This window comes from Chromohalobacter sp. 48-RD10, assembly GCF_029889785.1.
Taxonomy (GTDB): domain Bacteria; phylum Pseudomonadota; class Gammaproteobacteria; order Pseudomonadales; family Halomonadaceae; genus Chromohalobacter.
This window is the reverse complement of record NZ_JARANX010000019.1, coordinates 1-13421: the sequence shown is the minus strand read 5'-3', so window position 1 is coordinate 13421 and position 13421 is coordinate 1. Positions and strand designations below refer to the sequence as shown.

Annotated in this window: 11 protein-coding genes; 8 read left to right on the top strand and 3 right to left on the bottom strand. The window is 60.9% G+C overall.

Translation table 11 applies throughout. The features are described from left to right. Positions 1 to 17 precede the first annotated feature (17 nt). Positions 18 to 1649, top strand: a complete 1632-nt coding sequence (locus OP496_RS14325) for an NAD+ synthase (RefSeq protein ID WP_280564397.1) — start codon at positions 18 to 20, stop codon at positions 1647 to 1649. Between the two features lie 149 nt (positions 1650 to 1798). Here OP496_RS14325 and OP496_RS14320 read toward each other — a convergent pair whose 3' ends face one another. Further along, positions 1799 to 2605 (bottom strand): outer membrane protein assembly factor BamD, encoded by an 807-nt coding sequence (locus OP496_RS14320; RefSeq protein ID WP_280564396.1) that lies wholly within the window; start codon positions 2603 to 2605, stop codon positions 1799 to 1801. Positions 2606 to 2710: 105 nt separating this feature from the next. On the opposite strand from OP496_RS14320, the gene rluD reads away from it, so the two are divergent. From rluD to ilvN, 5 genes are all read left to right on the top strand, one after another. Next, complete coding sequence (gene rluD / locus OP496_RS14315) at positions 2711 to 3673, top strand: 23S rRNA pseudouridine(1911/1915/1917) synthase RluD (RefSeq protein ID WP_280564395.1); 963 nt, start codon at positions 2711 to 2713, stop codon at positions 3671 to 3673. Between the two features lie 7 nt (positions 3674 to 3680). Further along, positions 3681 to 4436, top strand: coding sequence for a peptidoglycan editing factor PgeF (gene pgeF, locus OP496_RS14310; RefSeq protein WP_280564394.1), 756 nt, complete (start codon positions 3681 to 3683; stop codon positions 4434 to 4436). Between the two features lie 153 nt (positions 4437 to 4589). Beyond that, positions 4590 to 7172, top strand: coding sequence for an ATP-dependent chaperone ClpB (clpB, locus tag OP496_RS14305; protein ID WP_280564393.1), 2583 nt, complete (start codon positions 4590 to 4592; stop codon positions 7170 to 7172). A 574-nt stretch (positions 7173 to 7746) separates the two neighbouring features. Beyond that, positions 7747 to 9471 carry an acetolactate synthase 3 large subunit gene (locus OP496_RS14300; protein WP_280564392.1) on the top strand — a complete coding sequence of 575 codons (1725 nt, stop codon included), beginning with the start codon at positions 7747 to 7749 and terminating at the stop codon, positions 9469 to 9471. Then, on the top strand, positions 9471 to 9962 hold the full coding sequence (gene ilvN, locus OP496_RS14295) for an acetolactate synthase small subunit (RefSeq protein WP_280564391.1): 492 nt from the start codon (positions 9471 to 9473) through the stop codon (positions 9960 to 9962). Before OP496_RS14300 ends, ilvN begins: the two co-directional genes overlap by 1 nt. A 71-nt stretch (positions 9963 to 10033) precedes the next feature. Here ilvN and ilvY read toward each other — a convergent pair whose 3' ends face one another. Then, positions 10034 to 10915 (bottom strand): HTH-type transcriptional activator IlvY, encoded by an 882-nt coding sequence (gene ilvY, locus OP496_RS14290; RefSeq protein ID WP_280564390.1) that lies wholly within the window; start codon positions 10913 to 10915, stop codon positions 10034 to 10036. A gap of 169 nt (positions 10916 to 11084) precedes the next feature. Between ilvY and ilvC the strand changes: the two genes are divergently transcribed. Both ilvC and pssA read left to right on the top strand, forming a co-directional pair. Further along, positions 11085 to 12101 carry a ketol-acid reductoisomerase gene (ilvC, locus tag OP496_RS14285; RefSeq protein WP_280564389.1) on the top strand — a complete coding sequence of 339 codons (1017 nt, stop codon included), beginning with the start codon at positions 11085 to 11087 and terminating at the stop codon, positions 12099 to 12101. Between the two features lie 156 nt (positions 12102 to 12257). Then, entirely contained in the window at positions 12258 to 13082 is an 825-nt protein-coding gene (pssA, locus tag OP496_RS14280; protein ID WP_280564388.1) for a CDP-diacylglycerol--serine O-phosphatidyltransferase, read from the top strand. A gap of 143 nt (positions 13083 to 13225) precedes the next feature. On the opposite strand, the gene OP496_RS14275 is transcribed toward pssA, so the two are convergent. Further along, positions 13226 to 13421 (bottom strand): hypothetical protein (locus OP496_RS14275; protein ID WP_280564387.1); only part of this gene is annotated, 196 nt, incomplete at its 5' end.

Genomic DNA, 13421 nt, shown 5'->3' with positions numbered 1-13421 from the left:
AGAGGCGCTTTCCGCTCATGCAAGACCTGACTCTGGTGATGGCCCAGCTCGATCCGCTGGTGGGCGATATCCCCGGCAATACCGCGCAGGCCATCGAAGCCGTGCGTGAAGCGCGCATCGAACATCGCGCCGATGTGGTGGTCTTCCCTGAACTGTTTCTGACCGGCTATCCACCGGAAGACTTGTTGCTGCGCGAGTCGATGGAAACGCGCCTGGAAGAGGCGCGTGCGACGATGGCGCGCAAGATATCGCGGGACGTGATGGTCGTCATCGGCTATCCAGGCAGGCGCGATGGTCAGCTGCATAACCTTGCAGGCGTGCTGTACAACGGCGAATGGCTCGGTGAATACGCCAAGCAGGCGCTGCCCAACTATCAGGTTTTCGACGAGCAGCGTTATTTCGCCCCGGGGCACTCGCCGCTGGTCATCGAGCATGGCGGCGCCAAACTGGGGATCCTCGTGTGCGAGGATCTATGGGACGGCGCGCCGGTGACGCAGAGCGTCGAGGCCGGCGCCGATATCCTTATCACGCTCAACGCCTCGCCCTATCACCGCGACAAGCCGCTCGAGCGCGAACAATTATTCGTCCGGCGTGCTCAGACGACTGCGCGGCCGCTGGTCTACCTCAACCAGATCGGTGGCCAGGATGAGCTGGTCTTCGATGGTGGCTCGCTGGTGCTCGATGCCCAGGGTGAGGTCGCAGTACGTGCGCCATTCTGGGAAGTCGGCCTGATGCCGGTGCGTTTTACCGACGCACAGGGCGCATGGGCGCCGGAGACCGGCGAATGCGAACCGCTGCTGGTCTCGGAAGAAAGCCTCTATTGCGCACTGGTGACCGGTCTTCGCGACTACGTCAACAAGAGCGGCTTCCAGGGTGTAGTGTTGGGACTTTCCGGAGGGATCGACTCGGCCCTGTCATTGGCTATTGCGGTCGATGCCTTGGGGCCGGAGCGCGTGCAAGCCGTGATGATGCCCTATCACTACACGGCGGATATCTCCAAGGCGGATGCGGCCGCGCAGGCCGATTTGCTGGGTGTGCATTACGAGGTCATGCCCATCGCGCCGATGGTGGAGGCTTTCACCTCGACGCTTGAAGAGAGCTTCGCCGGGGCTGGGCACGATACCACCGAGGAGAACCTGCAGTCGCGTTGCCGGGGTGTCCTGTTGATGGCGCTTTCCAACAAGAAAGGCTTGATGGTGCTGAGCACCGGCAACAAGAGCGAGATGGCGGTGGGCTATGCCACGCTGTATGGCGATATGGTGGGGGGCTATAACGCGCTCAAGGACGTCTACAAGACCTGGGTGTATCGCCTTGCCAAGTGGCGCAATGCGCAGGAGCCTGCCATTCCCGAGCGTGTCATCACGCGCCCACCTTCTGCTGAGCTGGCGCCGGATCAAGCGGACAGCGACTCGCTGCCCGGCTATGATGAACTGGACGCCATCCTCGAGCGTTACATTGAAGGCGATATGAGCGCCGAGGCGATCATCGATGCCGGCTTCGCCAGCGAGGATGTCTATCGGGTCGTGAAGCTGGTCGACCGCAGCGAATACAAGCGGCGTCAGGCACCGGTGGGGGTCCGAGTGACGGCCCGCGGTTTTGGGCGCGATCGCCGCTATCCCATCGTCAACGGCTGGCAGCCGGGGGAATAAAACCGGTTCCGGGTGACGGGCCGCGAGCTCCGAAAAGCAAGACATCTCCGCTGGAAATATCCTGCGGAGATGTTTCTTTCATGAAGGGCTAATCTTATTGCTCGAAGCTCGAAGCTCGAAGCTCGAAGCTCGAAGCTCGAAGCCGATCGTCACTCGTTTAGCGTCAGCGGCTTGGCGTCGACATGCTCGGGTTCGAAAGTCTTGCCATCGAGTCGCGGATTGTCGGGGTCGTTTTCGATGAGCGTTTGCAAGGCATCGCGTGCCCGCTCGGGCATGTTCAGCCCCATGTAGCCTTCGACGATTACCGCCAGGGCGTCGCGCGTGGCGGGTGTCTGCGGGTAATGCTCAAGCACCCATTTGCCGCGATTGATCGCCGCCAGGTAGGCGCCCTTGCGAAGATAGAAGTCGGCGACTTGCAGTTCATGACGCGAGAGCACGTTGCGCAGATAGACGATGCGCTGACGCGCGTCGGCCGCGTAAGGGCTTTCCGGGAAACGACGCACCAACTCGCCGAAGTCGACATTGGCGTCACGGGTAGCGCCAAGATCACGCTTGGAGATATCGATCAGCTCGAGCCCCTCGAGGCTGAAACGCCCGGATTGGTAAGCCGCGAGACCGCGCATGTAATACGCGTAGTCGACCTGCTCGTGATCGGGGTGCAGACGAATGAAGCGGCTGGCGGCGGCGCGCGCTTGCTCCCAGTCCTCGGTCTGATAGTACGCGTAGATCAGCTCCAGCTGGGCCTGCTCGGCGTAACGACCGAAGGGGAAACGGGTATCCAGCGCCTCGAGGCGTGTCACGGCGGTGCTGTAACGCCCGGCATCCAGTGATTTTTGAGCTTGCTGGTAAAGATCTTGCTCTTGCAGATCCGGTGCCGGCTCGTTGCTGGCGCAACCGGTGAGCAGTGCGCTACTAAGCAGCAACGCACCGAACGTGCCAAGTGAAGGGAATCGCATCGTCATCCTCGTTCAACCAATACGGGGCGGCCGTGCTAGAATCCGCCAGTTCGGAGTCACTATAAAGCAAACGCCCCCGGTGGCGAAATGGAACCGAGCATTGCCATGGCAGATACCGTGCAGCGAGAAGAACGCGTCCCCGAAACGATGGCTGGCCAGCGCCTGGACCAAGCCGCCTCGACGCTGTTCGCGGACTTCTCCCGCGAGCGCCTCAAGGCGTGGATCAAGTCGGGGGCGCTGACCTGCGACGGCGCGTCCGCGCGCCCCAAGGACAAGTTACGCGGCGGCGAGCAACTGACGCTCGAGGCCACGCTCGAGGAAGACACGCGCTTCGCGCCGCAGGCCATGCAGCTCGATATCGTCCATGAAGACGACGACGTCATCGTGATCGACAAGCCGGCGGGGCTGGTCGTGCATCCCGCCGCCGGCAATCCTGACGGTACCCTGCTCAATGCGTTGCTGCATCATGCGCCGGGACAGATGCAACTGCCCCGGGCGGGCATCGTGCACCGACTCGACAAAGACACTACCGGGCTGATGGTGGTGGCCAAGACGTTATCGGCGCATGCCTCATTGGTCGAGCAACTGCAGGCGCGCACGGTGTCGCGCGAATACGATGCCGTGGTGACCGGCAGGATGACCGCAGGGGGCAGTGTCGATGAGCCAATTGGGCGGCATCCCAAGGATCGCAAACGCCAGGCCGTCACGCCCTCGGGCAAGCCGGCTGTGACACACTACCGTGTAGTGGAGCGCTTTCCTTCCCATACGCATGTCCGCTGTCAACTCGAAACCGGGCGTACCCACCAGATTCGCGTGCATATGGCCCATCGGCGCTTTCCGCTGATTGGCGACCCGACCTATGCCGGGCGTCTCAAGATGCCTGCGGGGGCCAGCGAGGCACTGAAGGATGTACTGCGGCATTTCCCCCGCCAGGCCTTGCACGCACGCAAACTGGCCTTCGTGCATCCCGGTACCGGAGAGGCGGTGGAGTTTCGCGCGGCGTTGCCGGAAGATATGCTGATGCTGCTGGATTTTCTGCGCGACGCAGCCGACACGCACGCCAAGTGAGTCCCTCATGAACGAACGCCCCACCTTGATTTTGCCCGACTGGCCGGCGCCGAGCACGGTCGGCGCCTTCGTTACCACGCGCGAGAGCGGCCCCAGCCAGGGCGCCTTCGCGTCTTTCAATATGGCGCATCATGTAGGTGATGATCCCGCGTCGGTCGATCGCTGCCGCCGCCTGTTGAGCGCCGAGCTCGACGACGCACGTCCCTTGTTATGGCTGAACCAGGTGCATGGTGCCGCCGTCCAGCAGGCGTATCGTGCAGAGTTTGCCCAGCAGCCACCGCAGGCGGATGCCTCGGTGGCTTTCGATATGGGATACGCCTGTGCCGTTCTGACCGCCGATTGTCTGCCGGTGTTCTTCTGTGATCGCCATGGCACGCGTGTGGGCGTGGCACATGCTGGCTGGCGAAGTCTGGCGGGCGGCGTGCTGGAGGCTAGCGTGGCGGCGCTGGGGCAGTCGCCGGACGAGCTCATGGCGTGGCTGGGGCCGGCGATTTCCAAGGCGCAGTTCGAGGTTGGCCCTGAAGTGTTCGAAACGTTCGTAGCCTTGCAGCCCGAGTCGGAAAGCGCCTTCGAGCCAAGCCCCTACCGCCTCGGGCACTATATGGCAGATATTTATCGCCTGGCGCGGTTGCGTCTCGAGCGGTTGGGTATCGGCCATATCGGCGGCGGGCACTTCTGCACCGCCTGCGAGCCGCGTTTCTATTCCCACCGTCGTGACGACGGCCACACCGGGCGCATGGCCAGCGTGATCTGGTTGCGCTGAATGGCGTGTCGCGTTCGAGCCCGGCGTTATCGCGCGTAGGAACGATTTTTGCACGTTCTGCCTTGAAACGCCTTGAGCATACCTCCATTGATGATGTCAACATTAGACGACATCAGCGGTGCGCGTCGGCGTGCCGCGTTGAAGGAGGGTTCGATGCAAATCGATCGAATGACCAGCAAGTTGCAAAATGCCCTGGGTGAGGCGCAGTCCCTGGCGGTAGGGCGCAGTCATAACCAACTCGATCCCGGCCATGTCCTGATGGCGCTCGTCGAGGCGCAGGAAAACGGCATCAAAGGCCTGGTTCAGAAGGCCGGTGGCGATGTCTCTCGCCTGCGTAACGGGCTTTCCCAGTACCTCGATGACTTGCCGCGCATTGGCCAGTTCGACGGCAATGTTCAGCTTTCTGCGGCGCTGTCGCAGCTTTTCAATCTCGCCGACCGCGAAGCCCAGCAGCGCGGCGATCAATATATCGCCAGCGAGTTGGTCGTGCTGGCGGCGCTGGAAATGAAAAGTACCGTTAGCAAGGTACTCCAGCAGGCCGGTCTCGACGTGCAGTCCGTACGCAGCGCCATCGATAGCTTGCGCGGCGGTCACAAGGTGGATGACGCCTCGGCCGAGGAAAGCCGCGAGGCGCTGGATAAGTACACCATGGACCTGACCCAGCGTGCCGTGGAGGGCAAGCTTGACCCGGTGATCGGCCGCGACGACGAGATTCGCCGTACCATTCAGGTGCTGCAGCGGCGTACCAAGAACAACCCCGTGTTGATTGGCGATCCCGGCGTGGGCAAGACCGCCATCGTCGAGGGCCTGGCAAGCCGTATCGTCAACGGTGAGGTGCCGGAGGGGCTGAAGGACAAGCGCGTGCTGTCATTGGACATGGGCGCGTTGCTGGCCGGCGCCAAGTATCGCGGCGAGTTCGAAGAACGCCTCAAGGCCGTGCTCGCGGAGCTGGCTAAGGAAGAAGGCCGCGTCATCCTGTTCGTCGACGAGTTGCACACCATGGTCGGCGCCGGCAAGGCAGAGGGCGCGATGGACGCTGGCAACATGCTCAAGCCGGCACTGGCGCGCGGCGAATTGCATTGCGTTGGGGCGACCACATTGGACGAGTATCGTCAGCACATCGAGAAGGACGCGGCGCTCGAGCGGCGCTTCCAGAAGGTGCTGGTGGATGAGCCCAATGAGGAAGATACCGTGGCGATCCTGCGTGGCCTCAAGGAGCGCTATGAGGTGCATCACGGTGTCGATATCACCGATGGCGCTATCATTGCTGCGGCCAAACTCTCGACGCGCTATATCACCGATCGGAAACTGCCCGACAAGGCTATCGACCTGATTGACGAGGCGGCGTCTCGGATCCGCATGGAACTCGACTCCATGCCCGAGGAAATGGACCGCCTCGACCGTCGGCTGATCCAGCTCAAGATGGAGCGCGAAGCGCTCAAGAAAGAAACCGACGAAGCGACCCGCAAGCGACTTGATTCTCTGGAGGCGCAGATCGACGAACTGAGCCGCGAATATGCCGATCTCGAAGAAGTCTGGAAGGCCGAGAAGGCCAGCATTCAGGGCGCGGCACAGTTCAAGGCGGAGCTCGAGCAAGCACGCATCGATCTCGAGGCGGCACGGCGCCAGGGCGATCTGGGGCGCATGTCCGAGTTGCAGTATGGGGTGATCCCCCAGCTCGAGCAGCAGATCGACGAGGCTAGTGAGCATGAGGCGGATACCGCCAAGCACCAGTTGTTGCGCTCCAACGTTACTGAGGAAGAGATCGCCGAGGTTGTCTCGCGCTGGACGGGGATCCCGGTGTCCAAGATGCTCGAGGGCGAGCGCGACAAGTTGCTGCGCATGGAAGAGGCGCTGCACGAACGTGTCATCGGTCAGGATGAGGCGGTGACCGCAGTGGCCAACGCTGTGCGTCGTTCCCGGGCGGGACTCGCCGATCCACATCGTCCCAACGGGTCGTTCCTGTTCCTGGGGCCTACCGGCGTCGGCAAGACCGAGTTGTGCAAGTCGCTGGCCAACTTCCTCTTCGACACCGAGGAGGCCATGGTGCGCATCGACATGTCCGAGTTCATGGAGAAGCATTCCGTGGCGCGGCTGATCGGGGCGCCGCCGGGTTATGTCGGCTATGAGGAAGGCGGTTATCTGACCGAGGCGGTGCGCCGCAAGCCCTATTCCGTGCTGCTGCTCGACGAGGTCGAGAAAGCGCATCCGGATGTCTTCAACATCCTGCTGCAGGTGCTCGAAGATGGACGGCTGACCGATGGCCAGGGGCGCACGGTGGACTTCCGCAATACGGTGATCGTGATGACCTCTAACATGGGCTCGGACATCATTCAGCGCATGGGCGGCGATGACGCCGATTACGCTGTGATGCGCGATGCCGTGAAGGAGGTGGTGGGCGATCATTTCCGCCCGGAACTGATCAACCGCATCGACGAAGTGGTAGTGTTTCACGCCTTGGGGCAGGAGCAGATCCAGTCCATCGCGGCCATCCAGCTCGAGCGTCTCCAGGCGCGTCTGGTCGAACGCGAGATTCGTCTCGAAGTCAGCGACGACGTCCTGGCGCAGTTGGCGGTGGTCGGCTTCGATCCGGTGTTCGGCGCGCGACCGCTTAAACGCGCTATCCAGAGCCGGATCGAGAATCCGCTGGCACAGGAGTTGCTCGCCGGGCGTTTCGCGGCGGGAGACACCATCCGCGTCACCTCGGAAGACGGGCATCTCGTCTTTGCCAAGTAACGACGCGAACGGCTCGCAGCTCCGGTCCGCTCGACGCTCTCGATGTACGGTCGCGTCCTGACCTTCTTCCCGCCCGCGACGTGCTGCGTCGCGGGTTTTTTTATGCCGGGTGCAACGCTGTTTTTATTATCGACTTTAGTCGAATTTTGGCGTCTTGATAGGTGGCTGTGCAGGGCTGCTGGCTACATAGGGACGGTGAAGGTTGACAGCTGGGGGGTGCTGATGGAATCTAGGTGGTTCCTGATTGCGGGCGCAGCCATTGACGGGTGATCCCCGGCCGCTGCGTGAAGGGTAGGTTGAAAAATGCCTCTACCCGCCTGTCGAAGGAGATCAAGGGTATGGGCCAAACGCCTGTTCCCGCCAACCCCGACACGGCGATCTGCCGTGCCAGGAATCGCTCGGGCCAGCCGGTCTCGGCGGTTTCTATGAGTGCGGGTCCTCACCCCGGGCCCAGAGCCAGGATCATGGCATCAGGTGCCGGCGCAGCCGGCAGCGGCGTACCGCCGCATCGACACTTCGCTGTCCGTAACGTGGCAGTGAAATGGCACTCGTTATTTCCAGGGGAGAACTATCAGTGGAATTGCTTTCCGGCGCCGATATGATCGCCCGCTTCCTGCAGGATGAGGGCGTCGAACGTATATACGGTTACCCTGGCGGCGCAGCGTTGCATATCTATGATGCGCTGTTCCGCCAGGACAAGGTCAAACACATCCTTGTTCGTCATGAACAAGCTGCTACCCACGCCGCCGATGGCTATGCCCGTGCCTCGGGCAAGCCGGGCACGGTGCTGGTCACTTCCGGCCCCGGCGCGACCAATGCCGTGACCGGTATCGCCACCGCCTACATGGATTCGATCCCGATGGTGGTGCTATGTGGCCAGGTGGTCAGCCATCTGATCGGTGAAGATGCCTTTCAGGAAACCGACATCGTCGGCGTGACGCGCCCTATCGTGAAGCACAGCTTTGCCATCAAGCATCCTTCGGAGATCCCCGAGGTGCTCAAGAAGGCTTACTATCTCTCCGCAACTGGTCGTCCCGGGCCAGTAGTCGTGGATATCCCCAAGGATATGACGGCGCCTACCGAGCGTTATGAGTACGTCTATCCGAAGAAGGTCAAGATCCGCTCCTATAACCCGGTCACGCGGGGCCATAGTGGCCAGATCAAGAAAGCCGTGGACATGATGCTCAAGGCGCGGCGGCCGGTGTTCTATACCGGTGGCGGTATCGTCACCAGTGGTGCGAGCGAAAACCTGACAGCGTTGGTTAAGCGCTTGGGCTTCCCCATCACTACCACGTTGATGGGCATCGGCTCCTATCCGCAGACCGATGCGCAGTCGCTGGGCTGGCTGGGCATGCACGGCAGCTACGAGTCCAACATGGCCATGCACCATGCCGACCTGATCATCGCCATCGGGGCGCGCTTCGATGACCGCGTGACCAATAATACCTCGAAGTTCTGTCCCACGGCCAAGATCGTGCATGTGGATATCGACCCCAGCTCGATCTCCAAGACAGTACGCGCCGATGTGCCGATCGTGGGGCCGGCGGATAGCGTCATCAATGAAATGATCAGCCTGTTGCAAGGCCGGGAAATGGCTAACGCCGAGGCTTTGCCGGAATGGTGGACGACCATCGATGATTGGCGCGCCGAACGCGAAGGCAAGCTTTACGAGGCTTCTCAGCCGGGCGAGCGGCTCAAGCCGCAGGAAGTCATCGAGGCGGTGTATCACATCACACGCGGCGAGGCTTTCGTGACCACCGATGTCGGTCAGCACCAGATGTTCGCGGCGCAGTACTACAAGTTCGACAAGCCCAATCGTTGGATTACCTCCGGGGGACTGGGCACCATGGGCTTCGGTTTCCCGGCGGCGATGGGCATCAAGCAGAACTTCCCCGATGACGTCGTGGTCTGCTTCACCGGGGAGGGCAGCTTTCAGATGATGATGCAGGAATTGTCGACTTGTAAGCAGTTCGGCACCGGGGTGAAGATCATCAACCTCAACAACGAAACGCTGGGTATGGTGCGTCAGTGGCAGGATCTCAACTACAAGTCGCGCCATGCGCACTCGTACGTGGAGTCGCTGCCGGACTTTCAGAAGTTGATCGAGGCCTACGGCTTCACGGCGCTCAAGGTGGAACACCACGACGAGCTCGATGCGGCGCTGGAGCGCACGTTCGCCGACAACGACGAACTGGTGTTCCTCGATATCGACGTCGACCCTCGGGAACACGTCTATCCGATGCAGGTGCCCCTGGGTGCCATGCGTGACATGCTGCTTTCGAAGACGGAGCGGACCTGATGCGCCACATCATCTCGATCCTGCTGGAAAACGAACCCGGCGCCCTGTCCCGCGTGGTGGGGTTGTTCTCCCAGCGCAACTTCAATATCGAAACGCTCAACGTGGCGCCTACCGAGGACCCGAGCCTGTCGCGCCTGACCGTGACCACGGAGGGTGACGACCGCGTCATCGAGCAAATCACCAAGCATCTCAATAAGCTCATCGATGTGGTCAAGCTGGTCGACCTGACCGAGGGCAATCACATCGAGCGTGAACTGATGCTGGTCAAGGTAAAGGCCCTTGGCGCGAGCCGCGACGAGGTCAAGCGTACGGTGGATATTTTCCGCGCGCAGATCGTCGACGTCACGCCGAGTGTCTACACGGTGCAGATCACCGGTGATGCCAGCAAGCTGGATGCCTTCGTCCACGCCATGGCGCCGATCGGTATTCTCGAGGTGGCGCGTACCGGGGTATCGGGCATCTCGCGAGGTGACAAGATTCTCAGCCTCTGAGCCATGTGCCTGCCTACCGTGTCATTAAAGGCCGCTCTCACGAGCGGCCTTTTTGCTTTAAGAGGTCAAGACTAGCGGATCTGCGACCATAGAGCCTTGACCAGCGGATTGCGTAATTTCTTCTCGGTGACGCAGAGCCCGACCTCGTAAGGCGTCAGTGCGGGCTCGACCTCGAGGGCCTGAATGCGCTCAGCCAATGGGCTGTTGTCGACCACGATCTGTGGCACCACGCCGACCCCGAAGCCCAGCCCGACCATGCTGACGATGGCTTCGTTGCCCGCGACCTGGGCATAGATGCGCGGCTTGATGCCCATCTGGCGGAACCATGCGTCCGCTCTCTCGCGGGCGAGTCCTGACTCCGAGAGGATCATGGGAATGCTACCCCAACTGGCGGCGTCCGTCGTGGCGGTTAGGTCGGCCAGCCATTCCGGCATGGTGCGTGGCGCGATGAACAGCAGCGGCGACGTGGCGATTGGCTTGAAGGCTAGCTGTGCGGGCAGAGTTTCGGGGCGCGCGGTGATCGACATGTCTTCTTCGCCGCTTAGGACGCGTGAAACCGCGCTGGCCGGGTCGCCGGTATGCAACTTCAATTCGATGCGCGGATGACGCTGGCGAAACTCGCTGAGCAGCTCGTAGAGAAAGCTATAGCTAGCGGTCACCGAGCAGTAGATGCTGATTTCGCCGGTCAGTTCTCGGCTTTCCGCCATCAGCGAGTGACGAAACAAGTCCCATTGCTCCAGGGCATCGCGTGCATAACGCTGGAATAGGCGACCTTCATGCGTCAGTCGGACACTGCGGTTGTCGCGCTCGAACAAGGTGACGCCGAGCTGTGTCTCGAGTTGGCGGATCGTACGGCTCAGCGTCGAGGGGCTGACGTGACATAACTCACTGGAGCGGCCAAAGTGCAGGGTATCGGCCAGGCTGAGGAACTGCTGGTAGGGACGTGTATCCATGGCGCTATCATTTCATTTTTCGGCATACGGTATTGCAAATATAGCGTTTTACGCAACGCTGCGAGCTGGCGTAAGGTGACATCAAAGCGTCGCGACAGACGACGCTCATGGCGGAAAGCCATCAACGCTGACACTTTATACGTTTCTTCTTCGATATCTGGAGTACGACATGCGTGTTTATTACGACAAAGATTGCGACCTCTCGCTGATCCAGGCGAAGAACGTCACCATCGTGGGTTATGGTTCCCAGGGTCATGCCCATGCGCATAATCTCAAGGAATCCGGCGTCGAGGTCACCGTGGCGCTGCGTCCGGGTTCCTCCTCCGTGGCCAAGGCTGAGTCGGCGGGCTTCAAGGTGGCCTCCGTGCCCGAGGCCTGCAAGACGGCCGACGTGGTGATGCTGCTGGCGCCCGACGAGAACCAGAAGGCCATCTATGAGCAGGATATCGCGCCTAACTTGAAGGATGGCGCGACGCTGGCCTTCGCGCATGGCTTCAATATTCATTACAATCAGGTGACGCCGCGTCAGGACCTGGACATCATCATGATCGCGCCGAAAGCGCCGGGTCACACGGTGCGCTCCGAGTTCGTGCGCGGCGCCGGCGTACCCGACCTGGTTGCCATCCAGCAGGATGCCACCGGCCAGGCCAAAGAGTTGGCGCTGTCCTACGCAGCCGGTATCGGCGGTGGCCGCAGCGGCATCATCGAAACCTCCTTCAAGGATGAAACCGAGACCGACCTGTTCGGTGAGCAGGCGGTGTTGTGCGGCGGTACCGTGGAGCTGGTCAAGGCCGGCTTCGAGACGCTGACCGAGGCTGGTTACGCTCCCGAGATGGCTTACTTCGAGTGTCTGCACGAGCTCAAGCTGATTGTCGACCTGATGTACGAAGGCGGTATCGCCAACATGAACTACTCCATCTCCAACAACGCGGAGTATGGCGAGTACGTCACTGGTCCCAAGATCGTCAACGAGCAGTCGCGGGAAGCGATGCGCAATGCTCTGAAAGACATCCAGACCGGCGAATACGCCAAAATGTTCATCAACGAAGGCAACAGTAACTATCCGTCGATGCATGCGCGTCGCCGCCTTAATGCCGAGCATCCGGTAGAGCAGGTGGGTGCGAAGCTGCGTGGCATGATGCCCTGGATCGCGGCCAACCAACTGGTCGACAAGAGCAAGAACTAAGCGCTGTCTGCAAGTCGGTAGCGAGCGGGCGCGGCCAATTGGTCGCGCCCGTTTACGTTTTGGGTCGTCAAGGAGGCCGACTGTCGACTAGGATTGCAATGTGTAGAATGTCGGAATAGCCCATCAAGGGCCGTCCCATGGCAACGGAAGACTTTTATGACGCAAGAATCGGGCACGCCAGAATCGCCCAGAAACACCGACACCGAGAATGTCTCGGAGGATAATTCGGTGTTTCAGGACGAAGACGAAATCATTGAGGAGACCATCGAAAACGGGAAGCGCGTGCGCCGTCGAGGTATTTACCTGCTACCCAACTTGTTCACGCTGTCAGCGCTGTTTTCCGGCTTCTTCTCGATGATTGCGGCGATGAACGGTAACTTCTCCGGCGCCGCCATCGCGATTTTCGTCTCCATGGTGCTCGATGGCCTCGACGGGCGCGTGGCACGGATGACGAACACGCAAAGCGCCTTCGGTGCCGAGTTCGACAGCCTGGCCGACATGGTCTCGTTCGGAGTGGCGCCCGCATTGGTGGCATTCTCCTGGATTTTGCAGGATGTCGGCAAGATAGGCTGGATCGCTGCCTTTATCTTCGCCTCCGGTGCGGCCTTGCGTCTGGCTCGCTTCAATGTGCAAATCGGTAGTACCGACAAGAAGTGGTTCGTTGGCTTGCCGAGTCCTTCCGCCGCCGCGCTCGTTGCCGGCTGCGTATGGACATTGCATAAGTTCGACGCCGATGCTCTGGGTTTCAAGCTGTTCATCGCGTTCGTTGTCGCGGCGGCAGGGGTGCTGATGGTCAGCAATATCCGTTATCACAGCTTCAAGGAAATCGATTTCAAGGGCCCCGTCCCTTTCGTCGTGCTGCTGGCGATTGTACTCGCGTTCGTGGTGATTTCACTCGAGCCTTCGCTCATGTTGTTGACCCTGTTCGGCTGCTATGTGATGTCGGGGCCTCTGCTCGCACTCATGCGCAAAATGCGCTGAGTTCGTTTCGTTCATACCCTTAGCGCCTGCCACGGCATGGCCCTGCATTATCCACATCCTCTTCTATGCGCGGCTCTGTTTGGGGTGTGGATAAGACGAATGGCGGCGACGTTTAGGCGTCGCCAATCGAACGTAAACTATTTTTAAATCATCCCCTTGCGTTCGCGTCGGCGGATCCGTAAAGTACGCATCCGCTGCCGGCGACGGGGTTCGTGGCCGGCGGTGAAAGGGTGGCGCAAGTGGCTGACTTGCTTGAGAAATTCAAGCCTTCGGGTGGCTTTCTCGCTTGACAGTAACGCCGATTTCGGTAGAATGCGCCGCATCTCGAAAGGCCTCGGG